Raw genomic sequence first — 20,350 nt, forward strand, 5'->3', positions numbered from 1 at the left:
ACAACTACCCGAAAGGGTCATCCCGGGCCGAGCAAGGGCAGAGTCGGGCGCTGCGGCGCACCCAATGCCCGGTAGCCGCGGCGGATCGCGTCCTGGAGTTTCTCGACCGGCCACGGCCAGTCCTCGGTGTGCTTGAGGGCGTCGTCCAGCGGCGTGCCGGCGTGGTGCAGCGTCGAGATCGTGTTGGCGACCTTGCCCAGCTCGATCGCCTGGTCGCGGGCGAACTCGATGTCGACAACCGCGCCGTGGCCGGGAACGATCGTGGTTGCCGCGGTCATCATCCCGACCACGGCCTGGATCGTGTCCGGCCACTCGAGCGGGAACGAGTCCTCGCCGTACGACGGGGGCGCCGACTCCTCGAGCAGGTCGCCGACGAAGGTCACGTCGACATCCGGTACGACGACGACCGTGTCGCCGGAGGTGTGCGCGTTGCCGACGTACAGGAGCTCGACGCGGCGGTCGCCGAGGTCGATCACCTTGGCGGCGGCGAACGTCGTACCGGCGAGGTTCTCTTCGGTGGCCGCGTTCTCGTGCAGGTAGACCTCTGCGTCGGTGAAGACGCTGTTGCCGGCGACGTGGTCGAAGTGGGCGTGGGTGTTGACGACCCAACGGACCGGCAGGTCGGTCAGCTCACGGATGTGGTCACGCAGCTGCTCGGCCTCTTCGGTGGTAGCACGGGTGTCGACGACCAGCGCGCCCTCGGAGCCGACGACCAGGCCGACGTTCAGGTCCCATTCGTCGTACCGCCGGACCCAGGTGCGGTCGCCGATCTCGGTCCACTCACTCATGGCTCCGAGGTTACTTGCTGAGCACGTCGCCCTTGATCACCTGGTCGCGCTCGACGCCGCGCAGCAGCAGGCCGACGTTGTCGCCGGCCTTCGCGGTCTTGACGATCTTGCGGAACATCTCGACACCGGTGACCTCGACCTGCAGCATCGGCTGCCCGGCGCGGCTGAGCAGCACCTGCTCGCCGACCGACACCGTGCCGGCCTGCACCCGGCCGGTCACCACGGTCCCGCGTCCGGTGATCGAGAACACATCCTCGACCGTCATCCCGAACGACCCAACCGGCAACGCATCCTGCGGCCGCGGCGCTTCAGGAAAGCTCGGGGCGTCCTTCTTCCAGAACTTCCAGCCCATCCCTTGAGCCTAACTGTTGGCAAGCCCTCTCCCCGGGACTTAGGCTCGCAAGTGTTCCGAACGGAACGTCGAAACTTTCGAAGGGTGGTCGGTGTGACGACACGACGTGCTGTGGTGGTCCGGGGCGGTTGGGAAGGGCACTCCCCGGTCGAGGCGACCGACCTGTTCATCCCGTTCCTCAAGGAGAACGGCTACGAGGTCACGGTCTCCGACACGACCGCGAGCTACCTCGAGCTCGACGGTGTCGATCTCGTCGTGCAGTGCGTCACGATGAGCGAGATCGAGCCCGAGCACTTCAAGGGCCTGGAGGCGGCGATCCGCCGCGGTACCGGGTTCGCCGGCTGGCACGGCGGCATCGCGGACTCGTTCCGCAAGAACGTCGACTACAACTTCATCGTCGGCGGGCAGTTCATCTCGCACCCGCACGGGTTCACCGACTACCGCGTGGACATCGTGAAGGAGCACCCGATCGTCGAGGGCATCGAGCACTTCGACGTGCACACCGAGCAGTACTACGTGCACTACGACCCGACCAACAACGTGCTCGCGACCACGACGTTCGAGTCGCACCCGGACTTCCCGTGGATCGAGGGCGCGGTGATGCCGGCGATCTGGACCCGCCCCTACGGCGAGGGCAAGGTCTTCGTCTGCACGGTCGGCCACAAGCTGGACGACCTGGAGACGCCCGAGGTCCGCACGATCATCGAGCGGGGGCTGCTGTGGGCGAGCAAGTGACCAACATCGGCATCGTCGGCACCGGAGTCATCTCCGGCACGTACCTCGACCACCTGGCCAAGCTGCCGGGCGTCGACGTGGTCGCAGTGGCCGACCTGGATCGCAGCCGGGCCGAAGCGATCGCGGACAAGCACGAGGGGATCCGCGCCCTCACCCCGGACGAGCTGTACGCCTCCGACGACGTCGAGATCGTGCTCAACCTGACCATCCCGGCCGCGCACGCTCCGGTGCACCAGGCCGCGATGGAAGCCGGCAAGCACGTGTACGGCGAGAAGCCGCTGGCCGTCGACCGCACCGGCGCCGAGCCACTGCTCAAGTACGCCGCGGCGAACAGCCTCCGCGTCGGCTGCGCACCGGACACCGTGCTCGGCACGGGTACCCAGACCGCTCGTGCGGTGATCGACCGCGGCGACATCGGCGTACCGCATGCTGCGTTCGCGGCCTTCACCACGCCGGGCCACGAGCTGTGGCACCCCGCGCCTGAGTTCTACTACCAGCCCGGTGGCGGTCCGGTCCTCGACATGGGCCCGTACTACGTGACCAGCCTGGTCACCCTGCTCGGTCCGGTACGCCGGGTCACCGCGCGCGCCGGTCAGTCGAAGCAGGAGCGCAAGATCCACTCCGGGCCGCGGGAGGGTACGACGTTCCCGGTGGAGGTGCCGACGCACGTCACCGGCGTACTGGAGCACGAGTCCGGTGTGCTGACGACCGTGTTCATGTCGTTCGACGTGTGGGCGGCCCGGCTGCCGCGGATTGAAGTACACGGGACCGACGGCAGCCTGTCCGTGCCGGACCCGAACGGCTTCGACGGGACGGTCGAGATCGCCACGGCTGCGCAGCGCGACTGGACCGAGGTGCCGGTCGCCGGTGGGTACGCCGGAGCCGGGCGGGGCGTCGGTGTGGCCGACATGGCGCGGGCGCTTCGTCGCGGTGAGCCACATCGTGCTGACGGAGCGTTGGCCTACCACGTGCTCGACGTACTCGAGTCACTGCTCGACGCGGCCGTCCAGGATCAGCCTGTGGACGTCGCGAGTACGGTCGAGCGGCCCGCCGCCGTACCGTTGGGGGCGTCCCCCGAGTCCGCCTGAGGCACAGCCTGAGACCCGCCCCACGCCGTAGTGCGCGGAGTGGGTACTACGGCTCGGTAGACTGGCACTCGGAACTTTCGAGTGCCAAGGTCGATCGAGAGAGGGTGGTGCGCGTGCTGGACGACCGCAAGCTGGATGTGCTCCGCGCCATCGTCGAGGACTACGTGGCGACCCACGAGCCCATCGGGTCGAAGGCGCTGGTCGATCGGCACAACCTCGGCGTCTCGCCGGCCACGGTCCGCAACGACATGGCCGCGCTGGAGGAGGAGGGGTACATCACCCAGCCGCACACCAGCGCCGGCCGGATCCCGACCGACGCCGGGTACCGGCTGTTCGTGGACAAGCTGAGCACGGTCAAGACGCTCTCGGTCGCCGAGAAGAAGGCGATCACGTCGTTCCTGGCCGGAGCGGTCGACCTGGACGACGTCGTCCGCCGTACCGTCCGGCTGCTGGCGCAGATCACTCGCCAGGTTGCGATCGTGCAGTATCCGTCGCTCAACCGGTCGAGTGTCCGGCACATCGAGATCGTCACGATGAGCCCGCGCCGGCTGTTGCTGGTGCTGATCACCAGCAACGGCCGGGTCGAGCAGCGGATCGTCGAGCACCCGCACGATGTCGACGAGCAACTCATCGCCGATCTGCGTTCGCGGCTCAACTCGGTCCTTGCCGGACAGCGCCTCACCGACGCGACGACCTCGCTGGGCGGCGTGCCGGAGCTGTTCGCGCCGGGTGACCGGGCGCTGGTCGCGTCGATCGTCACCACGCTGCTGGAAGCCTTCACCGACGAGGTCGGTGAGCAGCGGATCGCCGTCGGCGGCGCCGCCAACCTGACCAGGTACGGCGACGACTTCGAGCGCAACGTCAAGCCGGTGCTGGAGGCGCTCGAGGAGCACGTCATCCTGCTCCGGCTGCTCGGCGAGGCGACGAACCCGCAGACCCTGACAGTCCGCATCGGTCACGAGAACCCGTTCGAGGAGCTGGCCACCACGTCGGTGGTCGCGACCGGCTACGGGTCCAAGTCGGAGGCGCTGGCCACCCTCGGCATCGTCGGCCCGACCCATATGGATTACCCGAGCACAATGGGCGCAGTACGAGCCGTCGCCCGCTACGTCAGCCAGATCCTGGCCGACTCATAACGACGGGGGGGTGTCTGATGGTCCAACGCCTACTGCGGGGCACTCGGCACGGCGCCTCGCCGCACGGGTGCAAAGGGAACGATGCTCCGCATCGACCCCTTCGCCCCCGCGCGCCGATGCACCGCACCGAGCACCTCCTCGCTACGGCGCTGGACCATCAGACACCCCCCACAACCCCCTGGTCTGGAGTATGAGCACCGATTACTACGCCGTCCTAGGTGTCAGCCGTGACGCGTCACCGGACGAGATCAAGAAGGCGTACCGCAAGCTGGCACGCCAGTACCACCCGGATGTGAACGACTCCGAGGACGCGCACCAGAAGTTCCAGGAGATCGGGCGCGCGTTCCAGGTGCTCAGCGACCCGCAGAAGCGGCAGATGCACGACCTCGGCGGCGACCCGTTCGCGACCGCGGGCGCCGGGCCGGGCGGCGCCGGGTTCGGGCAGGCGTTCACGTTCACCGACATCATGGACGCGTTCTTCGGCCAGACCGGCGGCGCGACCCGCGGCCCGCGACCGCGGACGCGGCGCGGTCAGGACGCGCTGATCCCGCTGCGGATCGACCTGGCCGAGGCGGCCTTCGGTACGACGCGGGAGCTCAAGGTCGACACCGCCGTACTGTGTCCGACCTGTAGCGGGTCCGGCGCCGCCGCCGGGTCCGAGCCGGTCACCTGCGAGATCTGCCACGGGCGTGGCGAGGTGACGCACACGCAGCGGTCGTTCCTCGGCGAGGTGCGGACGATGCGCCCGTGCCCGAACTGCCGCGGCTACGGCACCACGATCCCGAGCCCGTGCGTCGAGTGCGCCGGCGACGGGCGGGTGCGCTCGCGCCGTACCGTCACCGTGAAGATCCCCGGTGGCGTCGACAGCGGGACCCGCGTGCAGCTGTCCGGCCAGGGCGAGGTCGGCCCCGGCGGCGGACCGGCCGGCGACCTGTACGTCGAGATCGAGGTCGAGCCGCACGACATCTTCACCCGCAACGGCGACGATCTGCACTGCACGGTCACACTCCCGATGACGGCGGCCGCGCTCGGTACGACGATCGACCTGCCGACGCTCGAGGGTGAGACGACGCCGCTGGAGATCCGGCCTGGCACGCAGTCCGGGACGGCGCAGACGCTCACCGCACGCGGCGTACCGAGGCTGCGGCACGCCGGCCGCGGCGACCTGATCGTCCAGGTCATCGTCGAAACACCGACCAAGCTCGACGACGCCCAGGCCGACCTGCTCCGCCAGTTGGCGGTCGCCCGCGACGAGGAACGCCCCCAGGGCCAGGTCCAAGCCACCCACAAGAGCGTCTTCGGCCGCCTCCGCGACGCCTTCGGCGCCCACTAGATGACGCCGCCTCACCCCCGCCCGGTGCCCGTAGGTGGGGGTGTTCGGTAGGTGGGCGTCGCGGTGTTCTTTCATGCCGACCTCGTCGGCGATGAGCTGGTGTTGGACGGCCCGGAGGGCCGGCATGCTTCCGTGGTTCGGAGGATCGCGCGTGGAGAGCGCGTCCGCTTGACCGACGGACGGGGAGCGTGGGCCGAAGGACCTGTTGTTGCCGCTGGCAAGAGCGGGGTGACGGTGGCCGTGGACGAGCGGGGAGTTGTGCCGGCGGCTGATCCGCGGGTGGTTGTGGTGCAGGCTTTGCCGAAGGGGGAGCGGGCCGAGCTGGCAGTCGAGATGCTCACCGAGGTCGGCGTCGAGGTGATCGTGCCGTGGAACGCGGAGCGCAGTCAGTTCCGCGCGAATCCGGAGCGGGTCGAGAAGATGCTCGCGAAGTGGCGCGCGTGGGCGTTCGAGGCGAGCAAGCAGTCGCGGCGTACGTGGTTCGCCGAGGTCGCCCCGCTCGCGTCGACGGCCGACGTCGCGAAGCTGGTCGCCGCCGCGGCCCTCCCCGTCGTGCTCCACGAAGAGGCAACCGTTCCACTGGCGTCGCTACACGTCCCGCCGACAGGCGACATCGTCCTCGTCATCGGCCCCGAAGGCGGGATCGCCCCAACCGAGCTGGCCGCCTTCAACGTCGCCCCGGTCCGCCTGGGCGACACCGTACTGCGAACCTCCACCGCCGGCGTCGCCGCCGCAGCCGCCCTCCTCGCGCCGACCCGCTGGAGTTAGCCCCGCACCGCCTGCTGGTACGCCGCGAGGGCTTCGGCGTCGTCGATGCTGCCGTGGTGGATCTGCTGCCACACGCCGTCGTAGGTGAAGATCCGCGTTGTGCGGATCTGCAGCGGCTGCTCGCCCAACGTGGGATGCCGGTACGTGCCGACCTCCCGCCCCGCGAACACCACCGAGCCCTCGCTAGACTGTTAGACAGGAACCGAACACAACTGTACGACAAGGATCGAACACCATGGTCGTCGAGTCAGCCCGCGCCCGCACCCTCAGCCACGTGGACCCGGCCGAGGTGCCGCTGCAGACGGCCCTCGACGCGCTCGCGGACCCGGTCCGCCGCTCGATCCTGCGCGACCTCGCCACCCACGACGACTGGACCCGCGCCTGCGGCACCTTCGACCTCCCGGTCAAGAAGGCGACCGCCAGCCACCACTTCGCCGTACTGCGTTCGGCCGGTCTGATCGAGCAGCGCGACGAGGGCGCCCGCCGCCTCAACCGGCTCCGCCGCGAGGAGTTCGACAAAGCCTTCCCCGGCCTGCTGTCGGCCACCGTCGACCGCGCCGACTGACGAACTCTTACAAACCCCGAACACTGCCCCGAACCTCCTCGAACGCCGGCCGGGCAGAGTCGTTCTCGTCAACACAACGATCGAGAACGAGGAGCACAAGATGCGCAGGTCTGTGCGCGGCGCGATCGCGGCCGGTACGTCGGCCGTCGTCCTGGTCGGCGGATTCGTCGGCGGTGCGACGATGGCCGCTGCCGATCCGACCCCGGCGCCGAGTACGTCGTACAAGCAGGTCACGCTGAGCCCCGAGGATTCGCAGAAGTTGTGTGCGGACCGGCTGCCGAAGATGGTCGCCCGGCGCGACAAGTTGGCCGAGCGGATCGGCGGCGGCGCCGACGTGAAGGGCTCGGTGGCCTGGCTGAAGGCACGAGCCGCGGAGCAGAAGCAGAAGGGGCACACCAAGGTCGCGGACCGGTTGGAAAAGCGGGCCGAACGCCGCTCCGGTCGACTCACCGAGCTCAGCGCCGCGAAGACGAAACTCGAGGCGTTCAAGGCCAAGTACTGCCAGGCAGCCAAGTGATGCGCAAAGCACTCGTCGTGCTGCTCGGTACGGCGTGTCTCGGTCTCGGGCTGTCGGCCTGCGGCAGCTCGGGGGACGCGCACGGCAGCCAGCCCGGTGGGCAGGGCACCGGTCCTGCTCCGGCGACCCAACAGGTGGGGTCGCCGGAGCAGGAGCTGGATCAGATCGGGTCTACGCTGGACGCGATCGATCGCGAACTGGCCGGGGACGACACGCCCTGACCGAGAGTCTCCAGGAGCAGAGGATGGCCGAACCCGGCCGCGGGCTGGTTCTGGTGGTGGAGGACGAGGCCGCGATCGCCGAGGTGATCGAGCTGTACCTGCGCCGGGACGGCTTCGACGTCCGGATCGAGTCCGACGGCGAGGCGGCACTCACCGCCTGGCGTCAGCTCCACCCGGTCGCGGTGGTCCTCGACATCGGCCTGCCCGGCCGCGACGGCGCGGATGTGTGCCGGACGATGCGGGCGGCCGGCGACTGGACGCCGGTTCTGTTCGTCACCGCCCGGGACGACGAGGTCGATCGCTTGCTGGGCCTTGAGCTCGGGGCGGACGACTACATCACGAAGCCATTCAGCCCGCGGGAGCTGGCTGCGCGCGTCCGGACCGTCCTCCGGCGCGCGGCGGGCGGCGTTCCGGCAGGGAACGTTCCGGCGGACGGCGAGGTGCTGTCGGTGGGTGTCGTGCGGGTCGATCTCGGCCGCCGGCGGGCCTGGGCCGGTGAGGCCGAGGTGAGTCTGACGTCGACCGAGTTCGACCTGCTGGCGCAGCTGTTCCGGCGTCCGGGCCGGGTGTTCGAACGCGACGAGCTGCTCAGTTCGGTCTGGGGATACCACTCCGCCGCGGGCACCCGGACGGTCGACGTACACATCGCCCAGTTGCGCGCGAAGCTCGGCGCGGCCAGCCCGATCCGGACCGTGCGCGGCGTCGGCTATGCGGCCGACCGCGACTGACGGCCGACTGACGGGCGATTGATGGCAACCGACGTAAGGACCCCCGAGGACGCCGGTCGTGGCTCACTGGCCACCCGGATCGTCTTGACCTGTGTAGCTGTCGCAGGGATCGCTGTCTTGGTGGCCGGCCTGGTGATGGCGGGTCTGGCCAGGAGGTCCGCCCAGAACGTCCTGCAGCAGTCCCTGTCCGCGCAGGCCGATGTGATCGCCGGCCAGGTGGATCAGCGTGGCCTGAGTTCTCGGGCGGCCGGGCTCGGGCGGGTCGCGCAGGTGGTCCGCGGGCAGGGCATCGTCGTCGTACTGCTCCTGCCGCGGCGCGGGGTCCAGTCGACCGACGGATCCTCCACCCAGGCAGCGATCACGGCCGGGCTCGATGGCATCGGCAGTACGCAGCGGATCTCCACCCAGGTGCAGGTCGGCGGCACCGACTACCTGGTCGAAGCTCGCGGTCTCGGCGACAGCTCCGGCTTCGCGCTGGTCGAACCGGTCCGGCTGGCCGCCGACACCCAGCGGGTCCTGATCCGCAACATCCTGTTCGCGCTCGGCGCCGGTCTGCTGGTCGCGGCGCTCGCCGGCACCCTGCTCGGGCGCCTCCTCGGCCGGCCGCTGCGTCGTACGGCGGACGTCGCGGCCGCGATGCGTCAGGGCCGGCGCGATCTCCGCGCACCGGTCGAAGGCCCGGTCGAGGTGGCCGAGGTCGCGGCCGCGGTCAACGAACTCTCGATCGCGCTGCAACACAGCGAGGCGCGGCAGCGCGAGTTCCTGCTCTCGGTCTCGCACGAGCTGCGTACGCCGCTGACCGCGGTCCACGGGTTTGCCGAGTCGCTCGCCGACGGGGTCGCGACCGATCCGCGGCATGCCGGCCAGGTGATCCAGCAGGAGTCGCAGCGGCTCGAACGACTGGTCAGCGATCTGCTCGACCTCGCCCGGATCGGTGCGGATCAGTTCCGGCTCGACCTGGCTCGGGTGGACCTGCGCGAGACGCTGGTCGCGTGCGCCGAGGTCTGGCGGGTGCGCTGCGAGCGGCAGGCCGTCCGGTTCCGGCTCGACCTGCCACCGGTTCCGGCCGTCGCGACCACCGACCCGCGCAGGATCCGCCAGGTCCTGGACGGTCTGGCCGAGAACGCTCTGCGCGTCACCCCGGCAGGTGCACAGCTGACGATGTCTCTGGATCGCTCGCCGGCACACGTGACGATCCAGGTCCGGGACGGCGGTCCGGGCTTGGCGCCGGAGGACTACGCGGTCGCGTTTCAGCCGGGCGTACTCAACCAGAAGTACCGTGGCCGGCGGCCGGTCGGTTCGGGGATCGGCCTCGCGCTGGCTCAGGGACTCGTCACCAGGCTCGGCGGCACTCTCACCGCAGGGCCGGCGCCGGAAGGCGGCGCCGGGTTCACGATCGTGCTGCCGGCTACTTGACCTCGATCGTCTTCGAGTCGGTGTTCGTGATGGTGCCGTCGGCATCGGAGATCAGGTAGGCCTCGATCTGCCACGGCCCGGGCGTCAGCGAGACCGAGAACGCGAACGGCGAGAACTTCTGGCCTTCTTTGGTGTTGGTGAAGCTCTTCTTCGTCTCGCGGGTCTTCAGGTTCGTCAGCTGGTAGTTGACCGTCGCCTCGAACGCGCTCGCGGTGCCCTCGACGGTGACCTTGCTGCCGGTCACCGCGCCCTCGGTTGGCGAAGTGATCCAGACGAGCGCCTGCACGTCCGCCGCCTGCGCCCGGCCGAGCGGGGCGCTTGTGTCGACTTGACCGAACAGCTTCTGGCCGGCCCGGCCCTGCTGCGTGATCTGGACCGCGGACGAGTCGTCCGACAGTGCGCCTTGCACCGTGTAGATCAGCTGCTGCGTGGCGACGTTCGCGAGGTCGGGCGCCAATGTGGTCCTTGGCAATTGCTTGAAGTCGACCGTGACGACACCGTCCGACCGCGTCACCGAGTTCACAGCGGCGCCGCGCCAGACCGAGTAGTAGTCCGGGTCGTTCGGCTGCTTGGTGGTCATGATGCGGACGGCCTCTTCGGCCGGGTGGCCGCTGACCTTCGCCCAGGTCCGGTACAGCTTCGCGGCGGACTTCTTCGGTACGCCGACCTGCTGGCCGAGCCAGTAGACCGGGACGACCGCGCTGGTCACGGACTGCTCCGGCTTGCCGCGGTCGGTGGGCTGCGTGGTCGTCTTGACCGCAGGGGACGTTGACGGAGGCAGCGTGGCCGGGACCGGCGAGGGGGCGGACTTGGTGACGGACGGGGTCTGGCCCTGGGGCAGGCTGGAGGCGCTGGTCGTCGTACCAGGGCCGGCGACCGAGTCGCCGTCGTTCGCGACGTCGTCACTGCCGTTGAACACGGTGAATGCGCCGACCGCCGCGGCGGTGCCGAGCGCGGCCACGCCGGCGGTCAGGAGCCAGGGGCGCCGGGCGGCCGGCTGGCGCTGGGCGTGCGCGCGGGCGCGGATCTCCGGCAGCGCGTCGGCCGGCTCGATCCGGTCCGCCTCGTCCCGCAGGGCCCGGCGCATCAGCTCGTCGAACGGCTCGTTCGGTTTCTGGTCGTTCATGCGTTCTGCTCCAGGAGCTGGCGCAGCGACTTGGTCGCGCGCGCGGCGTGGCTCTTCACGGAGCCCCGGCTGATGCCCATCGTGTCGGCGATCTCGGCCTCCGACAGGTCGCCGTAGTACCGGAGCACCATCACCGTGCGCTGTTTCTCCGGCAGCGTCCGCATCGCCTCGATGACGCGGTCGGTCTCGGCGGTCCGCAGGACGGCCTGTTCGGCGCTCGGCTCGTCGGGGAGTGACTTCGGGGTGTGCTTGTCCACCACCACCAGGTGGCGCTGACGGGACCGGCAGCGGTTCACCACCGCGGTCCGCAGGTACGCGAGGGCCTTGTGGGGGTCGCGGAGCCGGTGCCAGCGACCGTGCATCGCGACGAACGCGTCCTGCACGATCTCCTCCGCCGTGCCGGTGTCGCGCAGCAGCAGGGCACCGAGGCGGACGAGCGAGGTGTAATGAGCGGTGTAGACAGCCGTCAGCGCCTCGTCGGCATCCCACGAGGACTCATGTGTCACGCACTCTTCGTACACCACGGCCGGTTGAGCCACGAAAAGACGACGCCAAGACCCTGTCCCAGGTTGACAACAGATTTGGCCCGATCTGGTGGGAACCTGAGGAGATGAAGCAGCGCGGTGACGGCCGGTGGTCGGGCCATCACGACATCACGTACGCCTCGGTGACGCGGCTCTACCAGCATGTCGCCGCCGCGGACGGCACCGTGCACGGTCTGCGACAGGGCGAGTACGCCGCGGCGCTCGACAAGGCTCAGGCCTACCAGGACCGCCCGTTCGGCGCCGGCGTGATCACGAACTTCGGCGGCCTCGGGAAGTCCTTTCCGTACGTCGGCCTCGGCCCGACGACGCACTCGGCGTACGCGAACCCCGACGCCCAGCGCGAGCACTTCATGGCCGACCCGTTCCGCAAGGGCTGGGACAACCTCGACACGAACGCGGCCTACATCTTCGAGCAGGTGGCGGCCGCGCAGGCTTCCCCGCATCTCGAGTTCGGCCATCTCGGCGCGGCCGCGCATGCGCTGCAGGACAGCTACTCCGGAGCCCACGCCTGGCGCGAGGACTCGGTGTACGACGGTGACCCGGCCGCCCCGGTCGTCTCGCTGCACGTGTTCACGCCCGCGCACACCGTGGGGGTCGACGACGGCCGGAACACCCACTCCGACGAGTTCGACACCCCGCCGGCCACCTCCGGGTCCACGCGGGCGGCGGTCGAGGCGACGTACCGGATGTTGCGTACGTACGAGCTCAACCGGGGCTCCTCACTGGAGAACGCGCTGCAGGCCGATCTGGGACCGCTGCTGCGGCCGTCCGCGGCCGGTGTGACCGTCAGCCTGCACCCGGACCGGGAGTGGACCCTCGAACGGAACCGGCGGCTCGCGCTCGAGAACGGCGTGATCACGCCCGGTCCCGAGGCGGACGAGATCGCCCGGCTGAGCGCCGTACTCGCTCCGAACGCAGCACCGAACGCCGCCTCGGACCGGGTGGGGACCCAGCCGCCGGCGCCCGGGAGGAGCGTGTCCCGGGGAATTACAAGTGAGGGTGTCGGACGAGGCGGCTAGCATGGGAGGTCACATCACCCGTATTCAGGAGGAAGAGCCTGTCCAGGCCACGCAGTATCGAACCGGAGGCGCGCGCGAACGGCACCGCTCGCGAAGCCGCCACCAGCGCGCAGGCATCACACAAGATCGTCGTGCCGAACAGCATCGACATGGTTGCCCTGCTCGGAGCCCGGGACGAGTTCCTCCGCATCGTCGAGAAGGAGTTCGCCGCCGACATCATGGTCCGCGGCAACGAGATCACGCTCAACGGTGAGCCGGCCGAATTGGCCCTGGCCGAGCGGCTGATCGACGAGCTGATCGCGGTGATCCGGACCGGGCACGGGCTGACCGCCGACTCGGTCGAGCGCAGCATCGCGATGATCAAGCAGGCGACGGCCGAGAGCCCGGCCGACGTACTGACCCAGAACATCCTGTCCAGCCGCGGCCGCACGATCCGCCCGAAGACGCTGAACCAGAAGCGGTACGTCGACGCGATCGACAAGAACACGATCGTCTTCGGCATCGGCCCGGCCGGTACCGGCAAGACCTACCTGGCGGTCGCCAAGGCGGTCCAGGCGCTGCAGGCCAAGGAGGTCAACCGGATCATCCTGACCCGGCCGGCCGTCGAGGCCGGTGAGCGGCTCGGGTTCCTGCCCGGCACCCTGTCGGAGAAGATCGACCCGTACCTGCGACCGCTGTACGACGCCCTGCACGACATGCTCGACCCGGAGTCGATCCCGCGGCTGATGACAGCGGGCACGATCGAGATCGCGCCGCTGGCCTACATGCGCGGCCGGACGCTGAACGACGCCTACATCATCCTCGACGAGGCGCAGAACACCTCGCCGGAGCAGATGAAGATGTTCCTCACCCGGCTCGGTTTCGGCTCGAAGATGGTCGTCACCGGCGACGTCACCCAGGTCGACCTGCCGACCGGGACGAACTCCGGGCTGCGCGTCGTCCAGGACATCCTCGAAGGTGTGCAGGACCTGACCTTCTGCCGGCTGACCTCGCACGACGTGGTCCGGCACAAGCTGGTCGGGCGGATCGTCTCGGCGTACGAAAACTATGAAGGTAGTGCTGACAACCACCGATGAACGTCGAGGTCAACAACGAGTCCGGAGTCGAGATCGACGCCCACGGACTGATGCGGCTCAGCCGGTTCGTGATGTCGTCCCTCAAGCTGCACCCGGAGTGTGAGCTGTCGATCAAGCTGGTCGACGAGGACACCATGGCGCGGTATCACGTCGAGTTCCTGGACCTGCCGGGTCCGACCGACGTGATGTCGTGGCCGATGGACGAGCTGCGGCCCGGTCCGTCGGACGATGACGACGGCGACCTGCCGCTCGGTCATCTCGGCGACATCGCGCTCTGCCCGACCGTCGCGGCCGCGCAGGGCGCGAAGGCCGGCCACGGCACGTGGGCCGAGCTGGAGCTGCTGACAGTGCACGGCATCCTGCACCTGCTCGGGTACGACCACGCGGAACCCGCGGAGAAAGCGGAGATGTGGGACGTCCAGGGCCGCCTGCTGGAAGCATGGCGGGCACCTGGGAACCGGCTCGAGAGTGTCTGAGGCAGGAGTGACGTTGCGGTGACCTCCCACGACCTCGTCCTCCTGGTTGTGGCTGCGGTGCTTGTCCTGCTCGCCGGTCTGTTCGCCGGCGCCGAGGCTGCGCTGTCGTCGTACTCGAAGGTGCGCGCGAACGAGCAGGTCGAGCTCGGCAACCTCCGGGCCGTCCGGCTGCGAGACCTGCTGTCCGACGCCCCGCGGTACCTGAACTCGCTGCTCCTGCTCCGGCTGATCTGCGAGATCACCGCGATCGTGCTGGTCACCCAGGCGCTGTCCGGAGTCCTGTCGGTGACCTGGGAGCACATCCTGATCACCGCCGTGGTGATGGTGCTGGTGTCGTACGTGATCATCGGGGTCGCGCCGCGGACGCTGGGCCGGCAGCACTCGGACCGGTTCGCGATCATCTCGGCCGGTCCGGTGATGGCACTGACCAGGATCCTCGGCCCGCTGCCGAAGTTCCTGATCCTGATCGGCAACGCGCTGACCCCGGGCAAGGGGTTCGCCGAGGGGCCGTTCGCGACCGAGGCCGAGCTGCGCGCGCTGGTCGACTACGCGGAGAAGTCGGCGGTGATCGAGTCCGGCGAGCGGCAGATGATCCACTCGGTCTTCGAGCTCGGCGACACGATCGTCCGCGAGGTGATGGTGCCGCGGACCGACATGGTCTACATCGAGAAGCACAAGAAGCTCCGCCAGCTCACCTCGCTGGCGCTGCGCTCCGGCTACTCGCGGATCCCGGTGATCGGCGAGTCGCTCGACGACATCCTCGGCGTCGTCTACCTCAAGGACGTGATGCGCCGCGTCTACGACAACGCCTCCGCCGAGTCGACCGAGCGGGTCGAGTCGGTGATGCGGCCGTGCATGTACGTCCCGGACTCCAAACCGGTCGACGAGCTGCTGCGCGAGATGCAGGCGGCCCGGATGCACCTGGCAATCGTCGTCGACGAGTACGGCGGTACGGCGGGACTGGTGGCGATCGAGGACATCCTCGAGGAGATCGTCGGCGAGATCACCGACGAGTACGACGAGGACCCGGACTCGGTGCAGCAGCTGTCGGACGGCTCGTACCGGGTGTCGAGCCGGCTGCCGATCGACGAGCTGGGCGAGCTGTTCGGCGTACCGCTGGACGACGACGACGTCGACACGGTCGGCGGTCTGATGGCCAAGCTGCTCGGCAAGGTGCCGATCCCCGGCGCCGAGGTCGCGATCGAGGGCCTGTCGCTGACGGCGGAGCGGCCGTCCGGCCGCCGCAACCAGGTAGGTACGGTTCTGGTACGACGCGAGGACCCCACTCCCGCGCCCCAGGACCAGAACCACCAGCACGCCTAGCCGCTCACCACCCCTTCCCTTTGGAGCTTTTGTTGTCGGACCTTTCGGCGGAGGACGCCAAACTCGTCACGCTCGCCCGCGCTGCCCGGGCCCGGACACGGGCCGCTGAAGGAGCCGCGGTCCGCGACTCCGACGGGCGCACGTACGCCGCATGCACGGTCGCGCTCGACACCGTCGAGCTGACCGCATTGCAGCTGGCCGTGGCGATGGCGCTCGCGTCCGGGGTGAAGGGTCTGGAAGCCGCGGCGGTCGTCACCGACGCCGATGCCGTCGACGTCGGCGTCGTCCGGCACTTCGCCGGCGCCAACGTTCCCGTCGTACATGCCAATGGCACCGGAGAGGCCCGCGATGTCGTCCACACCTGAGAACTTCAAGGCCGGGTTCGCCTGCTTCGTGGGTCGGCCCAACGCCGGCAAGTCCACCCTCACCAACGCGCTGGTGGGCAAAAAGATCGTCATCACCTCGTCGAAGCCGCAGACCACCCGGCACGCCGTCCGCGGGATCGTGCACCGGCCGGACGCGCAGCTGATCCTGGTCGACACCCCCGGGCTGCACAAGCCGCGGACGCTGCTCGGCGAGCGGCTGAACGACCTGGTGAAGACGACCTGGGCCGAGGTCGACGTGATCGCGATCTGCCTGCCGGCCAGCGACAAGATCGGCCCCGGCGACCGGTTCCTCGTGAGCGAGGCGGCGAAGGTCGCGAAGACGCCGAAGGTTGCCCTGGCCACCAAGGCGGACCTGGTCGAGCCGGACCGGATGGTCGAGCACCTGGCCGAGATCGCCAAGCTGGGGGAGTCGGTCGGGATCGAGTGGGCGTCCGTGGTCCCGGTCTCGGCGACGTCCGGCTTCCAGGTCGACGTGGTCGCCGACGAGCTGGTGAAGCTGCTGCCGGACGGCTTCCCGCTGTACCCGGACGGCGACATCACCGACGAGCCGGAGGAGACGCTCGTCGCCGAGCTGATCCGCGAGGCCGCGCTGGAAGGTGTCCGGGACGAGCTGCCGCACTCGATCGCGGTCACCATCGACGAGATGAACCTGCGCGAGGACCGCCCCGAGGACAAGCCGCTGCTCGACATCTACGCGAACATCTTCCTCGAGCGGGAGAGCCAGAAGGGCATCGTGATCGGCCACAAGGGCGCCCGCCTGCGTGAGGTCGGCGCCGCGGCCCGGCAGCAGATCGAGGCCCTGCTCGGTACGCCGGTGTACCTCGACCTGCACGTGAAGATCGCCAAGAACTGGCAGACCGACGCGAAGAACCTTCGCAAACTGGGATTCTGATGAGCCTCCAGAATCCTGTGTACGCCGCCCTCACCGGCCCGCACTCCCACCTCGCCGAGGTCCGTGGCAACGCACGCCGGTATCCCTCGGCCGTGGCGCCGTTCCTCGCCCTGCCCGACGAGCCCACCGAGCAGGACTGGGCCGACGCGGCCGTCCTCCTCGGCCCGGGGACGACCGGCGCGTTGATGCGGCCGGACTTCCCGATTCCCGCGTCGCTCAAGCTCGACCGGCAGTTCGACCTGGTCCAGTTCGTCGCTCCGGACGGGCTCGCCGAGCCCGACGACGAGGCGATCCTGCTCGGTCCGGACGACGTCCCCGAGATGCTGGCGCTGGTCGCGCTCACCGACCCCGGCCCGTTCCGCACCCGCACGATCGAGCTCGGCACCTACCTCGGCATCCGCCGCGACGGCGACCTCGTCGCCATGGCCGGCACCCGCTTCGCGCTACCGGAGTACACCGAGATCAGCGCCGTCTGCACCCACCCGTCGTACCAGGGCCAGGGCCTCGCCCGCCGCCTGATCGCAGCCGTAGCCGCCCACATCACCACCACCGGCCGCACCCCGTTCCTCCACACCGGCGGCACCAACACCAACGCCATCCGCCTCTACAACTCCCTCGGCTTCACCCTCTCCAACAAAATGAAGGTCACCCTCGTCCAGGCGGTCTAGGCCGGAACTGTTGCAACAAGCTGCAATTCGGGCGCGTTGTGTCCCCTGCGCACGTTATGCTCGCGCTCGATCTCGAGGCCCATCGAGGTTATTCATGTCCTGAGGGGGACTTCTCGTATGAAACTGCAGCGCTTCGCGCTTGCCTTGGCTGGGGTCGGCATGCTCGCCGGCACGGCCGCCGCTGTCCCGGCCACCGCGGCCGTCCGGTCCGACCCGACGCCCGCGATCGCCCACACGGCCAAGGGCGGCCTGAAGACCACGCCGAACACCAAGCTCGCATCCGGGGGATGCCTGCAGGATGTCGGCTTCAACACCCCGACGCCGGGGATCAACGACACTCTGATCACGCCGGCCAAGCCGCCGCGCGGTCAGTTCTATGCGGAGTTCCCGTTCGTCGGCACGCGTCTCAACACGACGTGGTACGGCGTGCAGACAGACACGCACTTCTACTACCACAGCCTGCTCGTGCAGAACGGCACGCTGTACCGCGGTGTCACCTACTTCGACACCGAGAACGCGCGCCCGACGTACGCGCGGATCGGCTCCGGCTGGACCAGCTTCACCCAGCTCGTCACGTCGAACTACGCGATCACCGCGCCGAACCGCTCGTACCTGTACGGGCTGAGCACCAACGGCAGCCTCTACCGCTACGCGGCGTCCGGCGCCACCTTCCGGGCGCTCGGTCATTTCGCCGGCTTCAAGGGCTTCAAGGCGATGACCGTGATCTCGGAGACCCCGACGTACGACACGCTGCTGATGACCACGAAGGCCGGCGCGCTCTGGACGGTCCGGATCCCGGCCGCGGCCTCGACGAAGCCGATCCTGAAGCTGGTGCGGAGCTCGGGCTTCGCGGCGTACGAGTCGCTGGCCGCCCGGGAGTGCGGTACCAAGGGCGGCACGCTGGTGACCGGTTTCGACAACGACACCGACTCGCTGTACCAGTACGCGATGAGCAAGTTCAACGGCTCGGCGACGGCTGTCACGTCGTACGGCCGCGTGACCGGCGGCACCGTCCCGGGCACCGGCATCTTCTCGATCACCGGCCACTGGAACCAGCTCGTCGGCGAGTGAGCCTTCAGCAGTAGAAACCGGGGGCGCCGCTGGTTGCGGCGCCCCCGGTCTTGTTTCAGAGCTTCTTCTGGTAGGCCAGGATCCGGGCCACGATCTTGTAGTTGAGTTGCTCGTTGATGCTGATCATGTGGTTGTTGGACTCGGCGTTCCAGGTGTCCACCTGGGTCAGGGCCGGTTCGGTCTCGCGCAGCCACAGCAGCATGGCGGACTTCACCAGGGCGCCCAGGCGGTGGCCTCGGTGGGCCCGGTCGACCGCGGTGTCGTGCTGTTCGCCGACGTGCGGGCGCTCGCGCTCGACCGAGATGACCGTGTGGCCGGCCAGCGCGCCGGTGGACTTCTCGCGGGCGATCACCCGGTAGACGGTGTGGCCGCTCTTGGACTGCGCCTCTTCGTACGCCCGCAGTCGCTCGGGGCTGTAGACGTCGTCCTCCATGTCGAGGTCGTCCTTCGGGGCGTCGTTGATGGACGCGGTCAGCGTGACCATGTCCGCCAGCAACTCCTCCGGCAGCGCCCCGGTCAGCTTGGTCAGTTCGTACGACGTGGACGCGGCGACGGCATCGTCGTACAGCCGCTGCACCACGCCGTAGTCCAGCCCGGTCAGGTCCTGCCGGCGGTTCACCTCGATGGCCTTCTGGACGAACCCGTGCCGCAGGGCGAACGCGTCGGCCTTCGGCAGGTCGATGCAGCCGTAGCCGATCGTGTCCCGGCCCAGCTCGCGGGTGAGGCTCTCGCCGTACTCGACCAGGGCCGACCCGACACCACGACCGCGATGATCCGGATGGACGTCGACGTCGATCCAGGTCTGGTTCGTGTTGTCGTAGAGGTTGACACCCATGCCCAGCAGACCGACGGCCGTGCCGTCGGCGTCCCGCGCCAGGTAGGCGTACTCGGGCTCCATGTCCCAGCCGTAGCGCAGCATGTTCGCATAGCCGCGCGCGGTGGGCTCCAGCATTTCCGGGCAGTCGAGCTTGAGGCCCGCGCTCTTCAGGGCAACGGCCTCGGCGCACCCGGCTTCGTCGTCGGGGGACAGTCTCGTGATCTCCACAGGCCCAGCGTCCACCGAGCGACCGGTTTACCGCGACTGGTTTATCCGCGGTCGAGAAGTTCCTCGCTGAGCTTCCACAGCCGCCGCGCGTTCTCCGGGTCGATCGCGTACGGGAGTACGCCGAACGCGCCCGGCGTCACCGCCAGCACCTCGGTGTCCGGTACGTCGGACGCATGCACCGTCGCGATGTCGACGTCCTCGCAGTACACCCCGCCGTACCCTTCGAGCTGCGGGCTGACCGCGCACCACACCTGGGTCGCCGCGCCCTGCTCGGCCGTCTTCAGCCCTCGCGCCGGATCGATGATCGGCTCGTAGTTCTCGTCCAGGAACCCGCCCTCGCGCAAGGTCTCGCGGTCCGAGTACCGGGCCAGATGCGTGATGATGCTGCCCGGATGGACGGCGAACGCGCGGATCCCGTTCGCCCGTTCGCGCGCGTCCAGCTCGACGGCGAACAGGATGTTCGCGGTCTTCGACTGGCCGTACGCCGGGTACGGCGCGTACTCGCGATGCTCGAAGTTCGGGTCGTCGAAGTCGACCGGGCTGTACCGGTGGCCGCGCGACGACACCGCCACCACCCGCGCGCCGCCGGCCTGCCGTAACGCCGGCAGCAACCGCGTGGTCAGCTGGAAGTGCCCGAGATGGTTCGTCGCGAACTGCGACTCGTACCCGCGGGCGTCGCGGGTCAGCGGATTCGCCATGATCCCCGCACTGTTCACGAGGATGTGCAGCGGCCGGCCCGACGCAAGGAACCGGTCCGCGAACGCGTCGATGCTCGCCGGATCGAGCAGATCCATCTGCTCCACCACAACCCCGTCGATATCCGCCAGCTCAGCGGACGCCCGCGTCACGTCGCGCGCCGGCACGATGACGTCGGCGCCCGCGAACCGGAAGGCGCGGACAGTCTCCTTGCCCAGCCCGGAGTACCCGCCGGTGACGATCGCGACCTTCCCGTGCAGATCGACACCTTCGAGTACGTCGGAGGTCGTCGATGCGGCTGTGAATCCAGATCCGATTGGTGTTTGCATGCTTCGACCGTATGCCGCAAGATCCGGACGCAGAATGCTTGAGAGTGCCGA

Annotated in this window: 25 protein-coding genes; 18 read left to right on the forward strand and 7 right to left on the reverse strand. The window is 69.2% G+C overall.

Annotation, left to right across the window (positions count from 1 at the left end):
* Window positions 1-17: 17 nt before the first annotated feature.
* Window positions 18-788, reverse strand: coding sequence for an MBL fold metallo-hydrolase (locus ABT313_RS09875; protein ID WP_350850636.1), 771 nt, complete (start codon window positions 786-788; stop codon window positions 18-20).
* Between the two features lie 10 nt (window positions 789-798).
* Window positions 799-1,140, reverse strand: coding sequence for an EF-Tu/IF-2/RF-3 family GTPase (locus ABT313_RS09880; protein ID WP_502883953.1), 342 nt, complete (start codon window positions 1,138-1,140; stop codon window positions 799-801).
* Between the two features lie 93 nt (window positions 1,141-1,233).
* On the opposite strand from ABT313_RS09880, the gene ABT313_RS09885 reads away from it, so the two are divergent.
* The 5 genes from ABT313_RS09885 (at window position 1,234) to ABT313_RS09905 (ending at window position 6,200) form a co-directional block, all read left to right on the forward strand.
* The gene (locus ABT313_RS09885) at window positions 1,234-1,875 is read left to right on the forward strand and encodes a ThuA domain-containing protein (protein WP_350850637.1); all 642 of its coding nucleotides are present in this window, start codon (window positions 1,234-1,236) and stop codon (window positions 1,873-1,875) included.
* Window positions 1,860-2,963 (forward strand): Gfo/Idh/MocA family protein, encoded by a 1,104-nt coding sequence (locus tag ABT313_RS09890; protein ID WP_350850639.1) that lies wholly within the window; start codon window positions 1,860-1,862, stop codon window positions 2,961-2,963. The genes ABT313_RS09885 and ABT313_RS09890 overlap by 16 nt, the downstream gene beginning before the upstream one ends.
* Window positions 2,964-3,076: 113 nt before the next feature.
* Window positions 3,077-4,099 (forward strand): heat-inducible transcriptional repressor HrcA, encoded by a 1,023-nt coding sequence (gene hrcA, locus ABT313_RS09895; protein ID WP_130447330.1) that lies wholly within the window; start codon window positions 3,077-3,079, stop codon window positions 4,097-4,099.
* A 190-nt stretch (window positions 4,100-4,289) separates the two neighbouring features.
* Complete coding sequence (gene dnaJ / locus ABT313_RS09900; RefSeq protein ID WP_350850641.1) at window positions 4,290-5,432, forward strand: molecular chaperone DnaJ; 1,143 nt, start codon at window positions 4,290-4,292, stop codon at window positions 5,430-5,432.
* A 63-nt stretch (window positions 5,433-5,495) separates the two neighbouring features.
* Entirely contained in the window at window positions 5,496-6,200 is a 705-nt protein-coding gene (locus ABT313_RS09905; RefSeq protein ID WP_350850642.1) for a 16S rRNA (uracil(1498)-N(3))-methyltransferase, read from the forward strand.
* On the opposite strand, the gene ABT313_RS09910 is transcribed toward ABT313_RS09905, so the two are convergent.
* Window positions 6,197-6,373, reverse strand: a complete 177-nt coding sequence (locus ABT313_RS09910; protein WP_350850644.1) for a hypothetical protein — start codon at window positions 6,371-6,373, stop codon at window positions 6,197-6,199. The two genes, ABT313_RS09905 and ABT313_RS09910, sit on opposite strands and share 4 nt — an antisense overlap.
* Before the next feature lie 62 nt (window positions 6,374-6,435).
* Between ABT313_RS09910 and ABT313_RS09915 the strand changes: the two genes are divergently transcribed.
* From ABT313_RS09915 to ABT313_RS09935, 5 genes are all read left to right on the forward strand, one after another.
* Entirely contained in the window at window positions 6,436-6,765 is a 330-nt protein-coding gene (locus tag ABT313_RS09915) for an ArsR/SmtB family transcription factor (protein ID WP_350850646.1), read from the forward strand.
* A 100-nt stretch (window positions 6,766-6,865) separates the two neighbouring features.
* Window positions 6,866-7,282, forward strand: a complete 417-nt coding sequence (locus tag ABT313_RS09920) for a hypothetical protein (protein WP_350850648.1) — start codon at window positions 6,866-6,868, stop codon at window positions 7,280-7,282.
* Window positions 7,282-7,503 (forward strand): hypothetical protein, encoded by a 222-nt coding sequence (locus tag ABT313_RS09925; protein WP_350850650.1) that lies wholly within the window; start codon window positions 7,282-7,284, stop codon window positions 7,501-7,503. Before ABT313_RS09920 ends, ABT313_RS09925 begins: the two co-directional genes overlap by 1 nt.
* Window positions 7,504-7,526: 23 nt before the next feature.
* A complete protein-coding gene (locus tag ABT313_RS09930) occupies window positions 7,527-8,231 on the forward strand; it encodes a response regulator transcription factor (protein ID WP_350850651.1) in 705 nt (234 codons plus the stop codon).
* A 120-nt stretch (window positions 8,232-8,351) separates the two neighbouring features.
* Complete coding sequence (locus tag ABT313_RS09935; RefSeq protein WP_350850653.1) at window positions 8,352-9,647, forward strand: sensor histidine kinase; 1,296 nt, start codon at window positions 8,352-8,354, stop codon at window positions 9,645-9,647.
* Here ABT313_RS09935 and ABT313_RS09940 read toward each other — a convergent pair.
* A complete protein-coding gene (locus tag ABT313_RS09940; RefSeq protein ID WP_350850655.1) occupies window positions 9,640-10,773 on the reverse strand; it encodes a Gmad2 immunoglobulin-like domain-containing protein in 1,134 nt (377 codons plus the stop codon). The genes ABT313_RS09935 and ABT313_RS09940 overlap by 8 nt on opposite strands.
* A complete protein-coding gene (locus ABT313_RS09945) occupies window positions 10,770-11,279 on the reverse strand; it encodes a SigE family RNA polymerase sigma factor (RefSeq protein WP_350850657.1) in 510 nt (169 codons plus the stop codon). The genes ABT313_RS09940 and ABT313_RS09945 overlap by 4 nt, the downstream gene beginning before the upstream one ends.
* A 104-nt stretch (window positions 11,280-11,383) precedes the next feature.
* On the opposite strand from ABT313_RS09945, the gene ABT313_RS09950 reads away from it, so the two are divergent.
* The 8 genes from ABT313_RS09950 (at window position 11,384) to ABT313_RS09985 (ending at window position 18,229) form a co-directional block, all read left to right on the forward strand.
* Window positions 11,384-12,337, forward strand: a complete 954-nt coding sequence (locus tag ABT313_RS09950) for a hypothetical protein (RefSeq protein ID WP_350850659.1) — start codon at window positions 11,384-11,386, stop codon at window positions 12,335-12,337.
* A gap of 149 nt (window positions 12,338-12,486) precedes the next feature.
* Window positions 12,487-13,413, forward strand: coding sequence for a PhoH family protein (locus ABT313_RS09955; protein ID WP_170989703.1), 927 nt, complete (start codon window positions 12,487-12,489; stop codon window positions 13,411-13,413).
* Window positions 13,410-13,889 (forward strand): rRNA maturation RNase YbeY, encoded by a 480-nt coding sequence (ybeY, locus tag ABT313_RS09960; RefSeq protein WP_134097364.1) that lies wholly within the window; start codon window positions 13,410-13,412, stop codon window positions 13,887-13,889. Before ABT313_RS09955 ends, ybeY begins: the two co-directional genes overlap by 4 nt.
* Before the next feature lie 18 nt (window positions 13,890-13,907).
* The gene (locus tag ABT313_RS09965; protein ID WP_350850661.1) at window positions 13,908-15,212 is read left to right on the forward strand and encodes a hemolysin family protein; all 1,305 of its coding nucleotides are present in this window, start codon (window positions 13,908-13,910) and stop codon (window positions 15,210-15,212) included.
* 29 nt (window positions 15,213-15,241) lie between these two features.
* The gene (locus ABT313_RS09970; RefSeq protein WP_350852109.1) at window positions 15,242-15,577 is read left to right on the forward strand and encodes a cytidine deaminase-like protein; all 336 of its coding nucleotides are present in this window, start codon (window positions 15,242-15,244) and stop codon (window positions 15,575-15,577) included.
* On the forward strand, window positions 15,561-16,490 hold the full coding sequence (gene era, locus ABT313_RS09975) for a GTPase Era (protein ID WP_350850663.1): 930 nt from the start codon (window positions 15,561-15,563) through the stop codon (window positions 16,488-16,490). The genes ABT313_RS09970 and era overlap by 17 nt, the downstream gene beginning before the upstream one ends.
* The gene (locus ABT313_RS09980; protein WP_350850665.1) at window positions 16,490-17,158 is read left to right on the forward strand and encodes a GNAT family N-acetyltransferase; all 669 of its coding nucleotides are present in this window, start codon (window positions 16,490-16,492) and stop codon (window positions 17,156-17,158) included. Before era ends, ABT313_RS09980 begins: the two co-directional genes overlap by 1 nt.
* A gap of 117 nt (window positions 17,159-17,275) precedes the next feature.
* Entirely contained in the window at window positions 17,276-18,229 is a 954-nt protein-coding gene (locus ABT313_RS09985; RefSeq protein ID WP_350850667.1) for a hypothetical protein, read from the forward strand.
* Window positions 18,230-18,284: 55 nt separating this feature from the next.
* Here ABT313_RS09985 and ABT313_RS09990 read toward each other — a convergent pair whose 3' ends face one another.
* Window positions 18,285-19,274: a GNAT family N-acetyltransferase gene (locus tag ABT313_RS09990; RefSeq protein ID WP_350850668.1), complete on the reverse strand. Its 990-nt coding sequence runs from the start codon at window positions 19,272-19,274 to the stop codon at window positions 18,285-18,287.
* A 41-nt stretch (window positions 19,275-19,315) separates the two neighbouring features.
* Window positions 19,316-20,299, reverse strand: coding sequence for an oxidoreductase (locus ABT313_RS09995; RefSeq protein WP_350850670.1), 984 nt, complete (start codon window positions 20,297-20,299; stop codon window positions 19,316-19,318).
* Window positions 20,300-20,350 lie beyond the last annotated feature (51 nt).

Source organism: Kribbella sp. NPDC000426, from assembly GCF_040300265.1.
Taxonomy (GTDB): domain Bacteria; phylum Actinomycetota; class Actinomycetes; order Propionibacteriales; family Kribbellaceae; genus Kribbella.

Coding starts and splice junctions, on each gene's coding strand:
- ABT313_RS09875 (WP_350850636.1), bottom strand. CDS start 788: ATGAGTGAGTGGACCGAGATCGGCGACCGCACCTGGGTCCGGCGGTAC.
- ABT313_RS09880 (WP_502883953.1), bottom strand. CDS start 1,140: ATGGGCTGGAAGTTCTGGAAGAAGGACGCCCCGAGCTTTCCTGAAGCG.
- dnaJ (WP_350850641.1), top strand. CDS start 4,290: ATGAGCACCGATTACTACGCCGTCCTAGGTGTCAGCCGTGACGCGTCA.
- ABT313_RS09915 (WP_350850646.1), top strand. CDS start 6,436: ATGGTCGTCGAGTCAGCCCGCGCCCGCACCCTCAGCCACGTGGACCCG.
- ABT313_RS09920 (WP_350850648.1), top strand. CDS start 6,866: ATGCGCAGGTCTGTGCGCGGCGCGATCGCGGCCGGTACGTCGGCCGTC.
- ABT313_RS09925 (WP_350850650.1), top strand. CDS start 7,282: ATGCGCAAAGCACTCGTCGTGCTGCTCGGTACGGCGTGTCTCGGTCTC.
- ABT313_RS09930 (WP_350850651.1), top strand. CDS start 7,527: ATGGCCGAACCCGGCCGCGGGCTGGTTCTGGTGGTGGAGGACGAGGCC.
- ABT313_RS09940 (WP_350850655.1), bottom strand. CDS start 10,773: ATGAACGACCAGAAACCGAACGAGCCGTTCGACGAGCTGATGCGCCGG.
- ABT313_RS09950 (WP_350850659.1), top strand. CDS start 11,384: ATGAAGCAGCGCGGTGACGGCCGGTGGTCGGGCCATCACGACATCACG.
- ABT313_RS09955 (WP_170989703.1), top strand. CDS start 12,487: ATGGTTGCCCTGCTCGGAGCCCGGGACGAGTTCCTCCGCATCGTCGAG.
- ybeY (WP_134097364.1), top strand. CDS start 13,410: ATGAACGTCGAGGTCAACAACGAGTCCGGAGTCGAGATCGACGCCCAC.
- era (WP_350850663.1), top strand. CDS start 15,561: ATGTCGTCCACACCTGAGAACTTCAAGGCCGGGTTCGCCTGCTTCGTG.
- ABT313_RS09980 (WP_350850665.1), top strand. CDS start 16,490: ATGAGCCTCCAGAATCCTGTGTACGCCGCCCTCACCGGCCCGCACTCC.
- ABT313_RS09985 (WP_350850667.1), top strand. CDS start 17,276: ATGAAACTGCAGCGCTTCGCGCTTGCCTTGGCTGGGGTCGGCATGCTC.
- ABT313_RS09995 (WP_350850670.1), bottom strand. CDS start 20,299: ATGCAAACACCAATCGGATCTGGATTCACAGCCGCATCGACGACCTCC.